General features: G+C 56.2%; 19 protein-coding genes and 2 pseudogenes. 13 read left to right on the top strand and 8 right to left on the bottom strand.

Annotation, left to right across the window (positions count from 1 at the left end; genetic code table 11):
- On the top strand, positions 1-945 hold a 945-nt coding region (locus HA41_RS18220), incomplete at its 5' end, for an MFS transporter (RefSeq protein WP_143807363.1).
- Positions 946-1,094: 149 nt separating this feature from the next.
- Here the strand turns inward: HA41_RS18220 and HA41_RS18215 are convergent.
- On the bottom strand, positions 1,095-1,328 hold the full coding sequence (locus tag HA41_RS18215; RefSeq protein WP_094121946.1) for a hypothetical protein: 234 nt from the start codon (positions 1,326-1,328) through the stop codon (positions 1,095-1,097).
- A 294-nt stretch (positions 1,329-1,622) separates the two neighbouring features.
- On the opposite strand from HA41_RS18215, the pseudogene HA41_RS18210 reads away from it, so the two are divergent.
- From HA41_RS18210 to HA41_RS18200, 3 genes and pseudogenes are all read left to right on the top strand, one after another.
- Positions 1,623-2,146 (top strand): annotated as a pseudogene (locus tag HA41_RS18210) (GNAT family N-acetyltransferase).
- A 97-nt stretch (positions 2,147-2,243) separates the two neighbouring features.
- On the top strand, positions 2,244-3,470 hold the full coding sequence (locus tag HA41_RS18205; RefSeq protein ID WP_094121945.1) for a diguanylate phosphodiesterase: 1,227 nt from the start codon (positions 2,244-2,246) through the stop codon (positions 3,468-3,470).
- A gap of 247 nt (positions 3,471-3,717) precedes the next feature.
- Complete coding sequence (locus tag HA41_RS18200; RefSeq protein WP_094121944.1) at positions 3,718-3,951, top strand: DUF4060 family protein; 234 nt, start codon at positions 3,718-3,720, stop codon at positions 3,949-3,951.
- Between the two features lie 60 nt (positions 3,952-4,011).
- Here HA41_RS18200 and anmK read toward each other — a convergent pair whose 3' ends face one another.
- Positions 4,012-5,133, bottom strand: coding sequence for an anhydro-N-acetylmuramic acid kinase (gene anmK / locus HA41_RS18195; protein WP_094121948.1), 1,122 nt, complete (start codon positions 5,131-5,133; stop codon positions 4,012-4,014).
- Positions 5,134-5,417: 284 nt separating this feature from the next.
- Here anmK and slyB point away from each other — a divergent pair, with 284 nt between their 5' ends.
- Complete coding sequence (slyB, locus tag HA41_RS18190) at positions 5,418-5,885, top strand: outer membrane lipoprotein SlyB (RefSeq protein ID WP_094121943.1); 468 nt, start codon at positions 5,418-5,420, stop codon at positions 5,883-5,885.
- A 44-nt stretch (positions 5,886-5,929) separates the two neighbouring features.
- On the opposite strand, the gene slyA is transcribed toward slyB, so the two are convergent.
- Positions 5,930-6,367: a transcriptional regulator SlyA gene (slyA, locus tag HA41_RS18185; protein ID WP_094121942.1), complete on the bottom strand. Its 438-nt coding sequence runs from the start codon at positions 6,365-6,367 to the stop codon at positions 5,930-5,932.
- Positions 6,368-6,516: 149 nt separating this feature from the next.
- On the opposite strand from slyA, the gene HA41_RS18180 reads away from it, so the two are divergent.
- The 3 genes from HA41_RS18180 to HA41_RS18170 are packed head-to-tail and all read left to right on the top strand — an operon-like array spanning position 6,517 to position 9,612.
- A complete protein-coding gene (locus HA41_RS18180) occupies positions 6,517-6,753 on the top strand; it encodes a DUF1656 domain-containing protein (protein WP_143807362.1) in 237 nt (78 codons plus the stop codon).
- Positions 6,754-6,757: 4 nt separating this feature from the next.
- Positions 6,758-7,615: an efflux RND transporter periplasmic adaptor subunit gene (locus HA41_RS18175; protein ID WP_094121940.1), complete on the top strand. Its 858-nt coding sequence runs from the start codon at positions 6,758-6,760 to the stop codon at positions 7,613-7,615.
- Positions 7,612-9,612, top strand: a complete 2,001-nt coding sequence (locus HA41_RS18170; protein WP_094121939.1) for an FUSC family protein — start codon at positions 7,612-7,614, stop codon at positions 9,610-9,612. The genes HA41_RS18175 and HA41_RS18170 overlap by 4 nt, the downstream gene beginning before the upstream one ends.
- Here the strand turns inward: HA41_RS18170 and HA41_RS18165 are convergent, their stop codons facing one another.
- From HA41_RS18165 to HA41_RS18150, 4 genes are all read right to left on the bottom strand, one after another.
- Positions 9,613-10,080, bottom strand: coding sequence for a hypothetical protein (locus HA41_RS18165; RefSeq protein WP_094121938.1), 468 nt, complete (start codon positions 10,078-10,080; stop codon positions 9,613-9,615).
- Between the two features lie 130 nt (positions 10,081-10,210).
- Positions 10,211-10,729 (bottom strand): superoxide dismutase family protein, encoded by a 519-nt coding sequence (gene sodC / locus HA41_RS18160; protein ID WP_094121937.1) that lies wholly within the window; start codon positions 10,727-10,729, stop codon positions 10,211-10,213.
- Positions 10,730-10,813: 84 nt separating this feature from the next.
- Positions 10,814-11,710, bottom strand: coding sequence for an aldo/keto reductase (locus HA41_RS18155; RefSeq protein ID WP_094121936.1), 897 nt, complete (start codon positions 11,708-11,710; stop codon positions 10,814-10,816).
- A 68-nt stretch (positions 11,711-11,778) separates the two neighbouring features.
- Positions 11,779-12,018 (bottom strand): DUF1289 domain-containing protein, encoded by a 240-nt coding sequence (locus tag HA41_RS18150; protein WP_094121935.1) that lies wholly within the window; start codon positions 12,016-12,018, stop codon positions 11,779-11,781.
- 178 nt (positions 12,019-12,196) lie between these two features.
- Between HA41_RS18150 and HA41_RS18145 the strand changes: the two genes are divergently transcribed.
- The 4 genes from HA41_RS18145 (at position 12,197) to rnt (ending at position 15,256) form a co-directional block, all read left to right on the top strand.
- On the top strand, positions 12,197-12,793 hold the full coding sequence (locus HA41_RS18145) for a TetR/AcrR family transcriptional regulator (RefSeq protein WP_094121934.1): 597 nt from the start codon (positions 12,197-12,199) through the stop codon (positions 12,791-12,793).
- A 50-nt stretch (positions 12,794-12,843) separates the two neighbouring features.
- Positions 12,844-13,941, top strand: coding sequence for an alkene reductase (gene nemA, locus HA41_RS18140; RefSeq protein ID WP_094121933.1), 1,098 nt, complete (start codon positions 12,844-12,846; stop codon positions 13,939-13,941).
- Between the two features lie 117 nt (positions 13,942-14,058).
- Positions 14,059-14,466: a lactoylglutathione lyase gene (gene gloA, locus HA41_RS18135; RefSeq protein ID WP_031375718.1), complete on the top strand. Its 408-nt coding sequence runs from the start codon at positions 14,059-14,061 to the stop codon at positions 14,464-14,466.
- A 124-nt stretch (positions 14,467-14,590) separates the two neighbouring features.
- Entirely contained in the window at positions 14,591-15,256 is a 666-nt protein-coding gene (gene rnt / locus HA41_RS18130; RefSeq protein ID WP_094121932.1) for a ribonuclease T, read from the top strand.
- A gap of 45 nt (positions 15,257-15,301) precedes the next feature.
- On the opposite strand, the gene HA41_RS18125 is transcribed toward rnt, so the two are convergent.
- Entirely contained in the window at positions 15,302-15,637 is a 336-nt protein-coding gene (locus HA41_RS18125) for a Grx4 family monothiol glutaredoxin (protein ID WP_208612774.1), read from the bottom strand.
- Positions 15,638-16,000: 363 nt separating this feature from the next.
- Between HA41_RS18125 and HA41_RS18120 the strand changes: the two are divergent.
- Positions 16,001-16,785, top strand: a pseudogene (locus HA41_RS18120) (C40 family peptidase).
- Positions 16,786-16,832: the final 47 nt, after the last annotated feature.

Here is a 16,832-nt window from a genome sequence, read left to right as displayed (position 1 = left end):
CTGCTGGCGTCACTCTGCGCCGCGGCAGGGCTACTGCTGCTTGCCTGTGCCTCATCCTCGCTGCTGCTGGCGATCGGGCTGTTTATCGCCGGACTCAGTTCAGGCCTGGCTTCTCCGGCGCTGGCTGCCGCCGTGAGTCAGCGGGTCAGCTCTGCCCGGCAGTCGCGCATCAATACCCTGATCAATGCCGGCACCAGTGCCGGGATCATACTGACGGTGCCGGTACTGGCGACTTTACCCGGCGGCTGGCGGGCATCCTGTCTGCTGTTTGCCCTGCTGGCGCTGTTGTGTATATGGCCGATCATGCGCGCATTACCCGGCGGTACGGCAGTCGCTGACGCGACCCGCCAGCCCTGGCATCAACAACTGTTTCGTCGCTCAATGACCCGCCTGATCGCCATTGCCTTCGTGTCCGGCCTGACGAGCGCCGCCTGGTGGAGCTTCGGCTCTGCCCTGCTGCGCCAGCATGTCGGCCTTGATCCCGCCACTACTCGCCTGCTGTGGCTGGTAGCAGGCGGCGCGGGCCTTGTCGGCGCGGCTACCGGGCCGGTCGCTGCCCGGATCGGTCTGAATGCCGTTTACCGGCTGTCGCTGTTATGCATGGCGCTGCCATTGCTGGTCATTGCGTTCAGCCACGGCAACTCCCCCGGCTTACTGATTGCGGTGGCCTGTTGCGGTGCGGGTTACGTCACGCTGTCAGGGGTGTTGCTGGTCTGGGGCGCGAAGGCCACCGAACAGGAACCTGCGACCGGCGTCGGCATGTTGTTTTTTATGCTGGCTGTCGGCCAGGTGGCAGGATCGCTGCTATTTGGTCAGGGGTATGCTGCACTGGGTGCGGTCATCACTCTGGTTCTGTTTGCTGCCAGCGCGCTGCTGTTGCTGTTTTTTGCCCCGTCAGAAGCCACGGGCTGTCAGGGAAAAAATAAATCCGCACGCTGCGGGTGAGAGGTCGTTACAGAGAAAACTCTGCTCTGATTGGCAGCGCTGCCAGGGCGAAGTTCACTCTTTTGAAGCGGTTATGTTTTAATCCGTTGAGCGAAAGTAATAAAATGAATCAACCCGCAGTCGCCTGTTTTCGCCCATCCGCTGATAACTCAGATAACGCGGATATTGTTAATTCGCGGGTTAATTGTCTGGCTTAATAGATCCTGTTCCGGACCCAGATAATAAGGCACGGCACACTGTTTACCATCTTTGGTAAAAATAACCTGATTGTCATGCAGAAACAGCGCAGTGAAATGGCCCAGCACGACGCCATTTAACTCAAAACAATATTTTCTGGCTTCGCGAAGCCCCTGCTTGCTATTCAGAAAATCAACAAATCGCATCACGCTGCGTCTCCTCCGACTCTCATCCGCTCTGTTTTCTTATTAAACAGAGACCAGGCGGAGGATAATATCTGTAAGCGTAGCGCGGATCATTAAGCTGGCGCGGTTTTCAGAATAGCCTGAATCGCGAATAATCAACCAGGCTGAACAGATCAAATAATCTCAGTACCCTCCCCCGACTGAGGCCGCCAGAGGAAATAGTTATGGTGCGGTCTGCGCATATTGCACCCCAGGAGCGCGCACTTTATTGTAGTTTTTCAGTCAGCATCACCGTGCAGCGCCATGAGGCAGATAATGGAAATTTTTAACGCAGATTCACGTTATATCAGAGCAATCCAGCAGATTTATGCCTGGCATGTTCTTAACGGCACCGGCTCATTTGAAACCGTACCGCCGGATGAGGCGGAGATTGAGCAGCGTCTGAAGAAGATTCAGCAGGCGGGTCTGCCGTGGTTCATCGCTGTGAGTGAAGGCGAAGTACGGGGCTTCTGTTATCTGGCCCCTACCGTCCCCGTCACGCCTATCGTTATACCCTGGAAGACTCAATCTATATCGATCCACAGTTTCGTCAGCGTGGTGTCGGCTCGCGTTTGCTGCGTCACGCCATCGCCTGGGCTGAAGAGGCGGGTTACCGTCAGTTGATTGCTAACGTCGGCGACAGCGAGAACCACGCATCGGTTGCCCTGCATTGCGCGGCGGGCTTTGAAAGGGTGGGAACCCTGACGTCGGTCGGCTTTAAACATGGCCGTTGGCTCGATACCGTTTTTCTGCAGCGAGCGCTGGGTGTCGCGGATGCTGTGCTGCCCACTGACAACTAAATGCGCTCCGAAGCGATAAAGGCGACCAGGCCTCGTTCACCGCTGATAAAGCTTCTGGTAATGTGTGCGCACAAAAACAAAAAATCCGGAAGCCTTTATGTTGTCGACAATTATTTACCGCAGCCATATCGCCGGGCACGTGCCAGTGAAATCGCTGACCGATTTGGCGGTAAAAGCCAATAAAATCAATGAATCCTCTGATATTTCCGGTATTTTGTTGTTCAACGGCACGCACTTTTTTCAGGTACTGGAAGGCCCGGAACAGGCGGTAAAGGCGATCTACAGCCGGATTTGTCAGGACCCGCGTCATCATAACCTGGTGGAACTGATGCGCGATTACGCGCCATCACGCCGCTTCGGCAACGTGGGCATGGAGCTTTTTGACCTGGGGCAACATGATAAAGAGACGGTGCTGGACGCGGTGCTGGCCAGATGCACCACAAAATTCCAGCTCACCTACGCCGATCGCGCTCTGCAGTTTCTGCGGACTTTTGTCGAGGCACGCGAAAAAGAGAACTATTTTGAGATCCCTGCGGCCAGCAGCTGGACCTTTATCCGTGATGAATCGCCCCGACGCGACGGTGAAGCAGAGCTGATCGCGGCTGATGAAGTGAATTTTGCCTTTCAGCCGATTGTCGATCCCCTTGCCTGTGAAATTGTCTCACTGGAAGCGCTGCTGCGCGGTCCACAGGGCGAACTGCCGCTCGACTATTTTTCACGGCTGCCGCGCGATCAGATCTATCTGACCGATCTGCAGTCGAAAAAGAGAGCTTTTGCGCAGGCCAGACGGCTGGGAATTGAGGGGCTGACGCTCTCGATTAATCTGTTGCCGATGACGCTGGTGGAGGTGCCTGGTGCGGTCCCGTTCCTGCTGGAAGAAATTGCGGCTCAGGGTCTGGTGCCCGAGCAGATCATGGTGGAGTTCACTGAAAACGAAGTGATCTCCCGCCTTGATGAGTTTGAAACCGCGATTAAGCAACTGAAGGCGGCCGGTATCAGCCTGGCGCTGGATGATTTCGGGGCCGGTTTTGCCGGACTGTCGCTGCTGACGCGCATCCAGCCGGATAAGATCAAGATCGACCGCCATATTATCAGCGGCGTCCATAAAAGTGGTCCAAAGCAGGCGATCATTCATGCGATCCTGAAATGCTGCTCCTCGCTGGAAATTTCCGTTATCGCCGAAGGCATCGAACAGCCGGAAGAGTGGATGTGGCTGGAAGCCGCGGGCATTTCGCAGTTTCAGGGGTATCTGTTCGCCAGGCCGCAGCTCAACGGCATCGCAGCGGTCGCCTGGCCTGAGCTGAACTCAACCCAGATTTTCTGACGCCGCCGCACCCTCTGCGATTTAGACGAATCTGTTCCACCCCGCCTTGCCGGATCGGCCCGGTGCTGCTAAAAAATAAGCAGCACCGGGTGATGATCTTCATCTCTCTGTCATCTGCCCGCTGCAGAGTCAGCATTATCAACCCGTTATTACCCTCGATGTTTAGTAGTCAGATGTTCAGTGTTTAGGCCGACGCAGCGCGCACAGCGTGCAACGTGACTCCCAGGGACAGCATTTGAGGAACTGAATGAAGCAAATCATCCGCGGTGATAAAGAGCCCGCCCATATCCTGGCCGCGACCCGTGCGCTCGAAGCGCACTATTCTCGCTATGGAGAAGGCAATAAATACCATCCCATCATCTATTCCATCGCCTATCGCAGCCGGTATTACCAGGTTGAAGTGATTACCCGCCGTGAAACTATGGTCGCCACGGTGATCACCGGGGTGCGCAATCTGACCCATCTTTCGGGCGCAGCCTGACAGACGGTGCATCCTGTCATCAAACGGGGGCGATTCGCCCCCGAAACGTCAGGCTGAATCTCAGCGTCGGTAGAGCACATTGGCCGGATAGATCGCGCCAATCACACTCTTTTCCCGCGCGCCGGTGACCGCAGGCAGATTGCCCGGTAAGCCCGAGAGCGTTCGGAAAGCGAGCCAGGCAAACGCCAGCGCTTCCATATCATCACCACTGATCCCTGCGGCATCGGTGGTGGTCACTTCGGTGCCTGGCAAATGCGTGGCCAGACGTGCCATCAGCAGCGGATTGCGGCTGCCCCCACCACACACCAGCAGGCGATCGCAACCATCATTGAGCTGCACCTGTTGGGCGATCGTAATGGCAGTCAGCTCCACCAGCGTGGTCTGCACATCCTGCGGTGCCAGGCCGGGGAAGTGACGCAGATGCTGTTCCAGCCAGCTGAGGTTAAAATGCTCCCGTCCGGTGCTCTTCGGCGGCGGCAGCGCAAACCACGGCTCACGCAGCATCGCCTCCAGCAGTGCCGGGATCAGCGTGCCGCTGCGCGCCCATTGCGCATCGTGATCATAAGCTTTGCCCTGATTGCGCCAGATCCAGGCGTCCAGCAACATGTTGCCAGGTCCGGTATCAAAACCGCGTACCGGCTGGCCCGGAAACAGCAGCGAGAGATTAGCGATGCCGCCAATGTTCAGCACCATGCGGCGCTCCGTGGCGTCCATTAGCAGCGCCTGATGGAAAGCGGGCACCAGCGGCGCGCCCTGCCCGCCAAGCGCCATATCGCGGCGGCGGAAATCCCCGACCACGGTCACACCGGTTGCCGCAACGATGCGGTTATTATCGCCAATCTGTAACGTATTCGGGGCGGCGCTTTGTGGTTCATGCCAGACGGTCTGCCCGTGACAACCTATCGCGACCACGTCGCTCGCCTCCAGCGATTCGCGCTGCATTAAGGTCAGCACTGCATCGGCAAACAGCTGGCCCAGCCGGGTATCGAGCTGCCCAAGCTGTGACAACGTCAGGCTTTGTCCCTGGCAAACTGCCAGAACGGCCTGGCGCAGATCGGGCGGCATGGGATGGCAGTAGCTGGCCTGCTGCGCCACCAGATTGTCATCAATTGCCGCCAGTACCACATCCACCCCGTCCAGGCTGGTGCCTGACATCACACCAATATAACGCCCTGATTTTATAGCCATTGCTTTCTCCCCGCTGGAGGTGCGAATCATTGCGATTAGCCTGACAAATTACGCAGGCTAATTCTATGATTAAATTATTTATTTCTCAGAGATGATGGGCAGATAACGCAACGTCACTATTTTTCCCGGCCGATTGAATTATTGTTAACCTTACAGAGTCTATGCTCGTGTCCAGCCGTGTTTTATTCGGACAAGGATTAATTTGCCAGGTTTGTGTCTTATACTGTGTGCAGGATATCGCGATAAACGTGGCGCCTTCTCGACTAAAGGAGTTTCAAATGATTAAGCGTGTAGTGGTGGTCGCTTTGACCGGTGTGATGCTGGCAGGTTGTAGCAACACAAGTACGCTGTCGGGTGATACCTACAGTGCCAGTGAAGCCAAACAGGTTCAGAGCGTCTCTTACGGTACTCTGGTTTCGGTTCGTCCGGTTAAAATTCAGGGCGGAGATGAGAGTAACGTGATTGGTGCCATCGGTGGTGCCGTGCTCGGTGGTTTCCTGGGTAACACCATTGGTGGCGGCAGCGGACGTAGCCTGGCAACCGCCGGCGGTGCGGTACTGGGCGGCGTAGCCGGTCAGGGCGTACAGGGCGCGGTGAACAAGACTGACGGTGTTGAGCTGGAAATCCGTAAGGATGATGGCAACACCATCATGGTGGTACAGAAGCAGGCCGCTACGCGCTACTCGGTTGGTCAGCGTGTGGTGATGGCATCGAACGGCAGCCAGGTGACCGTTTCACCTCGCTAAGGCGAACGATGTTAAAAAAAACCGACGCCTGCGCGTCGGTTTTTTTATTTCTCGCGGTTCTGTAGTTCGAGAATATTTTTTTCCAGCCGGGCAATCAGCGTCACCATCAGGCTGATCTCTTCGCGGCTGATGCCGGACAGAATGTCATCGCGCGTTTCATCAATCACGCTCTCAACCTGCTCGATGATCGGTTCCGCCTGCTGCGTCAGCTTGATGCGCTTGGCGCGGCGATCGTTGGCACAGGTCGAACGGGTAATTAATCCCTTCTCTTCCAGCTGGTCGAGCGTCCGCACCAGTGAAGGTTGTTCGATGCCGATGGCTTTGGCTAACTGGATCTGTGACTGCTCTGGCGGCAGTTGATGAATATTGTGCAGCGTTACCCAGTGAGTCTGAGTCAGCTCAAGCGGTTTTAATCGCTGATCAATTAACGCGCGCCAGATGCGCACCAGTCGAGATAAATCCGTTCCGAGGGGCGTATCCATTTCATCTCCTTATAATTAGCTTGCTAGCTATCAAGCCAGATTTTACACTATTCTGCGAGTTTACAGGATAAATTACAAATCCCGGGCTGGCGCGCAGCGACATGGCATCGCTTCCAGAGTGCCGCTCGGGTTGCTTAAGGATATCGAACGTGCTCACCAACCTCCTCTCCAGTGCCAAACCGTTAACCGATCTGGTCGTCGGCGCCTCGCTGTTTTTCCCGCCCATCTTCAAAGCGGTGATACCTGGTTTTCTGGTCTGGCTGCTGATTCACCCGCTGGTGCGCGGCTGGATCTACTCTGGTGATATCTGGCATCCCACACTGTTTGATCTCTCTCTGTTTGTGCTGTGCGTTACCGCCGCACTCTGGCTCATCGGTCACGGATAATCGTATGAAATTTAACGCGGTAAAATATTTCTCCACCCTGATTGTGTTTGCGCTGGCGCTGCTGGCCGGTGGCTGGATGTGGAACTATTACATGCAGTCGCCCTGGACGCGCGACGGCAAAGTGCGGGCCGAAATGGTCGACATCACGCCACAGGTCTCTGGCCGCATTACTCAGCTGCAGATCAAAGACAATCAGTTTGTCCATCAGGGCCAGCTGTTGCTGACGCTGGACCCGGTGCCGTGGCAAATCGCGCTTGACAATGCCGAGGCGCAACTCAGTAAAGCGCAGGCCGATCTGGCCCGAACGCAGCACGAATTTAACCGGCGTAGCCGCCTGCCGCGCAATGTGATTTCAGCTGAAGATCTTGATGCCGCACGGCTGGCCGCCAACGCCGCCGTCGCCAGTGCGAAAGCGGCAGAAGCGGAGCGGGATCGGGCGCGCTGGAATCTGCAACAGACGACGCTGACCGCGCCAACTGACGGCTGGATCACCAATCTCACCCTGCGGCCCGGCAACTACGCTACCGCAGGCAGTCCGCTGTTTGCGCTGGTCGATAGCCACTCATATTACGTGGTGGGTTATTTTGAAGAGACCAAGCTGCGCCATATTCATCCGGGTGCGGCGGCCCAGGTGGTGCTCTATAGTAATGGCGCACAGCTGCAGGGCCAGGTCGACAGTGTTGGCCGCGCCATCTACGACCAGAGCATTGAGACCGATAGCGGTCTGGTGCCGGACGTTAAGCCCAACGTGCCCTGGGTGCGGCTGGCGCAACGGGTGCCGGTACGCATTCGTCTCGATCCGCTGCCAGCTGATGTGCCGCTGGTAGCCGGCACCACCTGCACTATCACCATTCAGCCATGAATTTTCAGTGGCTGGCGTGGGATCAGTTACCCTGGATTAAGGCCAGTGCCAGTCAGTGGCGCTATGCGTTGCGTAACGCTATTGCTATGTGTCTGGCGCTTAGCATCGCCTATGGGCTGGACCTGGATGAGCCTTACTGGGCAATGACCTCGGCCGCGGTCATCAGTTTTCCGACGGTTGGCGGTGCCATCAGTAAAAGCCTTGGCCGGATTGTCGGCAGCCTGCTCGGGGCCAGCGCCGCGCTGCTGATTGCCGGACATACCCTGAATGAACCCTGGCTGTTTACCTTTGCGATTGCCGGCTGGCTGGGCCTCTGTACCGGCATTGCCAATCACTATCAGAACAATGTCGCCTACGCCTTTTCTCTTGCTGGCTATACCGCGGCGATTATCGCCTTCAGCAGCGTTAACATCACCGATATTACCGATTTATGGACCATCGCTCAGGCGCGGGTCTGTGAAGTGATCTCCGGCATCCTGTGTGCCGGTTTTATGATGATGGTGCTGCCGAGCACTTCAGATGGCGAGACGCTGATCACCTCGTTAAAGCAGATGCATGCCCGACTGCTGGAACATGCGGTTTTGCTGCTGCAGCCGTCGGTCAGCGACAACATTCGTACCGCGCATGAAAATGTCATCAGCCAGATTCTGACCATGAACCTGCTGCGGATTCAGGCTTTCTGGAGCCACTACCGCTTTCGCCGCCAGAACAACGTGCTTAACTACGTGCTGCATCAGCAGCTGCGGCTGACCAGCGTGCTCTCCAGCCTGCGCCGTATGTTGCTGAACTGGCCCGACGCGCCCGACGCGCTGTTTGCCGCGTTGCAACAGCTGCTGGCCGAGCTGGGGAAACCGGAATGTGACAAATACCGGCTGGCGCGTATTCTGCGTAGCGTCACGCCGGCGGCCGATGGCGACTACCGGCAGCGCGCCTTTTGTCAGCGGCTACGTTATTTTTGCTGGATGTATCTCAACGTGCTGCGCTGGATCCGCTTGCTGGAGCGCGCCGACGCCGATACCCGCTTTCAGCCGCCACCGGTTCCAGCCTTAGCACGCGACAGCGACAGCGCCGAAGCGGGCTGGAGCGCGCTGCGTACCTTCAGCGTCATCGTGCTGGGCTGCGCGTTCTGGATCAATACCCAATGGTCTTCCGGTGCGGCGGCGCTGACCTTAACCGCCATCGCCTGCGTGCTTTATGCCTCTTCACCGTCGCCTGGCGGCAGCGTAACGCTGCTGCTGAAAACCCTGCTGTGGCTGTTCGCCTTTAGTTTTGTGATGAAGTTCGGTCTGATGGTGCAGATTAGCCAGCTGTGGCAGTTTTTACTGCTGCTGTTCCCGCTGCTGGTGACGTTGCAGCTGTTTAAGTTACAGCAGAAGCAGCGGGCCGGGATGTGGGGGCAATTTATCGTTTTTATGGGCTCGTTCATCGCCGTTACCAACCCGCCGACCTGGGATTACCAGGATTTCTTCAACGACAACATCGCCAAAGTGTGCGGGGTTCTGCTGGCCTGGCTGGCGTTTCAGATTTTACGGCCCAGCTCTGATGCGCGCCGTAGCCGCCGTCATATCCGTGCATTGCGGCTGGCGTTTCTTGACCAGCTCAGACGGCATCCGCGCCTGAGTGAGAGCCGTTTTGAATCGCAGATTTATCATCGCATCAGCCAGCTCAGTCACAGCCGGGATGAGCAGGCGCGCGTCTGGTTATTGCGCTGGGGGGTGGTATTGCTCAATTGCTCGCATATCGTCTGGCAGTTGCGGCAGTGGCATACGGATTCCGCCACGCTGATCAGCATACGCGACAGCAGTTTGCAGAATCTCCAGCGGATTATCAGCAGTCGCGGTGTGCAGCACAGTTCGTTGGATCTGATTCTGGCGGAGCTGGAGAGAATGATCGCTTCATTGCTAGCGCGGGGCAGACCTGAGGCCAGTGAGCTGGCCGGTATTCTCTGGCGGCTGCGCTGTTCGCTGGCCCAGCTGAAACAGGCGGTGCCGGGCTGATCACTGGCAATATTGCTGCTGCTGCCGGGTGAACTCATCCTGCAATTGCTGCAGCGTTTTATGGCCTTCAAAGCGGGTTTTATCAACCTCGGTCATCGGCTCGATGACCAGCGCTTTCTCATCCGGCGAGAAGATAAACCGCCGGCTCAGTTCGGTACCGGTAAAACTTTCGCCGAGAATGCCGCCGCAGACCATGGTCATGGTGCGTCGGTAAATGGTAGTGTCAGTAAAATTGGTTTCGGTGGCGCTGCGGTAAACCTGATCGCAACCCTGCGCTTTCAGCTTACGAACCGTATTGCGGCTCAGCCATTCACGTCCTTTGGCAATCTTTTCGCAGGTGCTGCGCATCGGGTTGGTATCAATGGTGCGCTGCAGCTCCCGCCCGGTTTCCGTCACCAACTGCGTATCGTTGGGTTTATCGCATCCCGCCAGTAGCAAGCACAGCAGTAATGCGCCCTTAAATTTCATATACCTGCTCCTTTACCCATCACGCTTTCTTACCTGAATCAATATCATAGGGGGGAAATGGGCAGGATGGTACAACAATTCATAAACGGGCAGGAAGAAAAGCGGGCGGCACCGATGGCCGCCCTGAAAATCAGATTACGCCGCAGGCAAAGCGTGCACCTCCACCGCCCAGCGGTTGCGGATGGTCGGCATGGTTATCGCCGCCCACGTGCACCATCAGGGCTTTGCCCTTGATCTCACTCAGGGATTTCAGGCGAGGCGCGAGCACCGGATAGCTGGCGTTGCCTTTGTCATCAACATAAACCGCCGGCAGATCACCTAAGTGCCCTTCCGCGTAAGGTCCCAGATGTTTCCCGCTGTTAGCCGGATCAAGATGGCCACCGGCCGCACCGGCTGCTACCACCTTGCCTTGTGACTCGCCCGGTTCACAACTGCCCTTTGCATGCACATGGAAGCCATGAATGCCAGGCTGCAGGCCCTTGAGATCGGGGGTAAACTGCAGGCCATACTGCGTCTCTTCAATCGTCACGCTGCCGAGCGATTTTCCAATCCCCTCCGCGGTGACCTGATGGATTGTGACCTGATCACTGGCGGCCTGGGCCGCCCCGCAAGCCATAAGTGCAAATAGCGCAACTGCTTTGAGCTTCATGGTGACTCCTTTTTGGTACCAGGGTATCGCATAAGCCTGGTACCGGTTGCGCTATTCTGCCGAAGATTGACGCAGTTTTACGCTTCAGGGCACATCAAAGCCTAACGCTGCCTTGCGGATGCGGAACCATTGCTGACGGCTCAGGGTTAAGTTAACCGCCGCCGCCGCTTCGCTGACGCGCGCCGTTTTGCCTGAACCGATAATTGGCAGCGGCTTGCTCGGCAGCATCATAATCCACGCATAAACCACCTGCTCCATGCTGCTGGCACCGGTCTCCTGGCGGATCACCTCCAGCTCGTCACGCAGCGGCTGATAGTGAGGATCGTTAAACAGCCGGCCGCCGCCCAGACAGGACCAGGCCATCGGCCGGAAGCGTAACTGCTGGCACTGATCCAGCGTGCCGTCCATCAGCAGATTCTGCTGTACCGGCGAAATCTCCAGCTGGTTAGTAACCAGTGAAAATGGCAGACGGGACTGCAGCAGGGCGAATTGCGCCGGGGTGAAGTTAGAGACGCCTGCGTGCAGCACTTTGCCACTCTGGTGCAGTGTCATAAAAGCCTCGGCAACCTCGTCGGCATCCATCAGTGGATCGGGACGGTGAATCAGCAGCAGATCAAGACGATCGGTACCAAAGTAGCGTAACGAATTTTCGGCGCTCTGGATGATATGCGCTTTGCCCGTATTGTAATGGCCGATCTGATGCTCAGCCCGGGCGCGGGTCGCAATCCCGCATTTGGTGACGATCTGCAACCGTTCGCGCAGTCCTGGCGCCAGCTTCAGCGCCTCACCAAATGCCGCTTCGCACTGATAATCACCGTAGATATCCGCGTGGTCGACGGTGGTGATCCCGAGGCTCAGGTGATGCTCAATAAATGCCACCCGCTGCTGGGGCGTCATCCCCCACTCCATCAGCCGCCAGTAGCCCATAATGAGCGGCGAAAAATCCGGACCCTGCGACGCGATGGCTTGCGGTTGTAACATAACGATCTCCCTGAGACATGATGGCTGAAATAAAGGTGTCAGAGAGTATAACGGAAACCGCTATGCCGTCAGAATAAGCTCGGTTGATGCGGATCAAGCGGTTCCTCTTTCTTCTGTTGCCGCTGCAGTCGCAAGCGACGCTGGTGACAAAGACGCAACACTTCCCGCTTCTGCGTGTCGCTAAAGCGCAACCAGTTGAACCGCTCTTCGCGGCTGCGTAAACAGCCCAGACAGTAGCCGCGGGCATCGCTCTGGCAGATACCGCGACAGGGACTGGGAACCGGGAAAAACTCAAGCTGCTCGGCCACCACGACTCCGGGTTTAAAAGATGAATCATACTATTGAAGAGTGCTTAGCCTGTTTGTGCAACAAAGAAGCAGTAACTGTTGCCCGATTCTTTCTGATCACCGTCACGGAGTGAACACTCTGTGCCAAAATCGACTCGCCCGATTGCAATAGACCGACTGGTCTACTAATCTCCCTGTCATGAACAAGACGCAACCACGCAACGAAACCCGCGAACACCTGCTCCGTATTGGTGAGCAGCTTTGTCTGCAACGGGGTTTCACCGGAATGGGGCTGAGCGAACTGCTGACCCTGGCGGAAGTGCCGAAAGGCTCTTTCTATTATTACTTCCGTTCCAAAGAGACCTTTGGCGTGGCGCTGCTGGAGCGCTACTTTGCACGTTTTCTGCAGGATGTTGAGCTTCAGCTTAATCAGCCCGACGGCACGCCGCGTGAGCGTCTGCTGAACCATTTTCGCGCGGCTGAGCAGCTGTTTACCCAGCAGGGACACATCGTTGGCTGTCTTGGCGTCAAGGTCTCGGCAGAAGTCTGCGATCTCTCTGAACCGATGCGCGATGCGCTGCAACAGGGCGGAGCAAAAATTACCGCGCTCTATGCAAAGACCCTGAGTGCCGCAGCGCAGCAGGAGTCGCTGGAGCTGCCGCATCCCCCGGCGCAAATGGCTGAGCTGTTGTCGTTGCTGTGGTTCGGCGCGAGCTTACAAAGCAAGATTTCCCGCGAGCCGCAGCCGTTGCGGCTGGCACTTCGTACCATCGAACAGTGGCTGAAAATCCACTGATTTTTAAAAAAACTATTTGTAGACGACTGGTCTACTAATCAGGAGCTAACATGGCGAGTACCCAGCTTTTTCGTCCGCTGAAAGTCGGCGCGATTACCGTGCCAAACCGCGTTTTCATGGCGCCACTGACCCGTTTGCGCAGCATTGAGCCAGGCGATATCCCTACCCCAATGATGGGCGAATATTATCGCCAGCGCGCCAGCGCCGGTTTGATCATTACTGAAGCCACCCAGATCTCTTTCCAGGCGAAAGGCTATGCCGGCGCACCAGGCCTGCATACCCAACCACAGATTGCGGCGTGGAAAGCGATTAACGAAGGCGTGCATCAGGCGGGCGGGCACACTGCGGTACAGCTGTGGCACACCGGCCGTATCTCACATAACAGTGTGCAGCCAGAGGGTAAAGCCCCGGTTGCGCCATCGGCTCTTGCTGCCGGTACCCGCACCTCACTGCGTGCCGCTGACGGCAGCGTCTATCGCGAAGATACCTCGGTACCACGTGAGCTGACGGTTGCTGAGATTCAGCAGATCGTCGCTGATTTTGGTCAGGCCGCGGCCAATGCGCGTGAAGCCGATTTCGACCTGCTGGAACTGCACTCCGCGCATGGCTACCTGATCCATCAGTTCCTGGCACCCGGCTCTAACCAGCGTACCGACGAATATGGCGGCAGTATCGAAAAGCGTGGCCGTTTCGCGCTGGAAGTGGTTGATGCGGTGATCGCTAACTGGTCAGCCGACCGCATCGGTATCCGCGTATCGCCTATCGGCAGCTTCCAGAATCTGGATAACGGTCCGGATGAGGAAGAAGCGGCGCTGTGGTACATCGGTGAACTGGCGAAGCGCAATATCGCTTATCTGCACCTCTCCGAGCCTGACTGGGCCGGCGGCAAGCCGTACAGCGATGCGTTCCGTGAGAAAGTGCGTAACCTTTTCCCTGGCGCGATCATTGGCGCAGGTGCTTATACCGTGGAGAAAGCGGACGATCTGATTTCCCGCGGCCTGATCGATGCGGTGGCGTTTGGTCGTGATTATATCGCGAACCCGGATCTGGTGGAGCGCCTGCAGCAGGATGCGCCGCTGAACCCGCAACGTCCGGAAAGTTTCTACGGCGGCGGTGCTGAAGGCTATATCGATTACCCGACGCTGTAATCGGACAGGCTGCCATCCGGGAAGATGATGGCAGCCATTATTCACTGGCGATTTTGATCGCTATACTTAGCGCTGGTGTCATCCGGCGATGGCGTTTTGATTATTAAAGAGGATGTTATGCGTTTACTTCATACCATGCTGCGCGTTGGCGATCTGCAACGTTCAATCGATTTCTACACCCGTGTGCTGGGCATGCGCGTGCTGCGTCAGAGCGAAAACACCGAGTACAAATATACGCTGGCCTTTGTGGGCTATACCGAAGAGAGCGAAGGTGCAGTCATCGAACTGACCTACAACTGGGGCGTGGATAAATATGACCTCGGTAATGCTTACGGTCACATTGCGCTGGGCGTTGACGATGTGGCTGCCGCCTGCGAACGAATCCGTAACGATGGCGGCAACGTCACCCGTGAAGCGGGTCCGGTTAAAGGCGGTTCGACCATCATTGCGTTTGTTGAAGATCCCGATGGATACAAAATCGAACTGATCGAAAACAAACACGCCGGTCACGGCCTGGGCAACTAAGCCTGCACTTCAGTCTGCCCTGCCGGGCAGGCTGATCTTCTCAGCTCTGCTTCTCTTCATCTGCTGCACCCGGGCCAGATTTTTGCCATAATGCGCGCTGCCCTTTTTCTGCAATGAGATCCTGATGTCTGAATCGAATTCCCCCCATGCACTCAATCAACGTTTCCGTGGCTTCTATCCAGTGGTCATCGACGTGGAAACCGCCGGTTTCAATGCGCAGACTGACGCGTTGCTGGAAATCGCGGCCACCACGCTGAAAATGGATGAAGAGGGTTGGATCCAGCTCGACCAGACGCTGCATTTTCACGTTGAACCTTTTGTGGGCTCGCTGCTGCATCCTGAAGCGCTGGCGTTTACCGGCATCGATCCCAGTAACCCGCTGCGCGGCGCAGTGAGTGAATATGAGGCGCTGCATGCCATCTTTAAAATGGTGCGCAAAGGCATTAAGGATACCGGCTGTAATCGCGCCATTATGGTGGCGCATAACGCCACCTTCGATCTCAACTTCATGAATGCCGCCGCCGAACGCGCCAGCCTGAAACGCAACCCGTTTCACCCGTTTGCCACCTTTGATACCGCGGCGCTGAGCGGACTGGTACTCGGGCAGACCGTACTGGCGAAAGCCTGTAAAGCGGCAGGCATGGATTTTGACAGTACCCAGGCGCACTCGGCGCTGTACGATACCCAGCAGACCGCTATTTTGTTCTGTGAACTGGTGAATCGCTGGAAGCGACTGGGGGGATGGCCGCTGCCGTTTGCTGAAGGCGAGGCATCAGCGACCGCTGACTGAAGAACCTGCATTGAAAAAGGCCGACATCACGTCGGCCTTTCTGTTTTATTCCGCTTCTTTAAACTTCTCTGCGGTCTCTTTGATCAGCGACTGCAGTTCACCGCGCTGGAACATTTCGACGATGATGTCACATCCGCCGACCAGCTCACCATCAATCCACAGCTGTGGAAAGGTTGGCCAGTTGGCATATTTCGGCAGCTCTGCACGAATGTCCGGGTTCTGCAGAATATCCACGTAAGCAAAACGCTCACCACAGGCTGACAGCGCCTGAACCGCCTGCGCAGAGAAACCGCAGCTTGGCAGTTTCGGTGAACCTTTCATGAACAGCAGGATCGGGTTTTCTGCGATCTGGCGCTGAATTTTTTCTACAGTACTCATAATTGCCTTCCTTAATTCGTCACTTCGTGTTTGTTTATTGTAGCGACTTCGCACCAGGACTGAAAACGAGATTTTACCGCTGCCGGATTAAATCGCCATGTTTGTTAAGTCCGATCGTCAGCCCTGATGCCACCCGGTTATTAACGGCCAGTAACATATTAATAATTTGCAATAGTTTTGCCGATATAAGACGCTGAAAATGTTCATTTTCAACGCAATTGCGTGAGGCCGAAAGATTAATAAAAAAAGGCGTTACTGTTTTCAAACGAACTGGACTAGAATGGCATCGGCGCTGATCCTGGATCAGATTATTCCCAACTTTGTCGCGGTGCGTAGTGGCCCTGACAACTTAACTAAAACCGGACTATGCGTTTAATCATTACGCTTTTCATTCTTGCCTTTGCGCAACTCTTCTTTAACATCGCTTCTGCCTCACCGCAGGCGCCGGTGAATGTCAGTTCGCATAAAGCAGAGAAAAAGAGTGCGCGCGAAGATGAGCGCCGCAAGCGTCGCCCGCTGAAAACGGCGGCAAAAAAACACGCGTCAGTCCGGTTCAGAAGCTCAAAGTCAAAAAACAGAAAAAAAGCGAACTCACCGCCAGCCACCTTCCCGCTAAGAAAAGTAAAACCTCCCTGAAAACGGCCAGTAAAAAACGCTACGGCCACCAGCGTTCGCTTAAAACCGTTGACGCCAGCAGCAATGACACCGGCACCATTAAAATGAGCAAGTCACATCGTCAGCGTTACCAGAAAGCGCGCGAAACGGCGATGACCAAGCTGATGGGCCAGTTGGGCAAACCTTATCAATGGGGCGGCACCTCACCGCATACCGGTTTTGATTGCAGCGGCCTGGTCTGGTACGCCTATAAAGATTTGGTCAAGTTCAAGATCCCGCGCACCGCTAATGAGATGTTCCATCTGCGCGATGCCGCGCCGGTTAAACGTGAATCACTGGAGAAAGGCGATTTAGTCTTTTTCCGCATCAATGGCCGCGGCACCGCCGATCACGTTGGGGTTTATCTCGGCAACGGCAAATTCATTCAGTCACCGCGTACCGGCAAAGATATTCAGATCAGTGCGTTGGGTGAGGACTACTGGCAGCGCCACTATATTGGTGCGCGTCGGGTGATGACGCCGAAGACCATTCGCTAACGCAGCCGTTAACGGATCACCAGACAGCAGAAAGCCGGGCAATGCCC

The organism is Pantoea conspicua, assembly GCF_002095315.1.
Lineage (GTDB): Bacteria > Pseudomonadota > Gammaproteobacteria > Enterobacterales > Enterobacteriaceae > Pantoea > Pantoea conspicua.
This window is presented reverse-complemented; position numbering and strand designations above follow the sequence as displayed.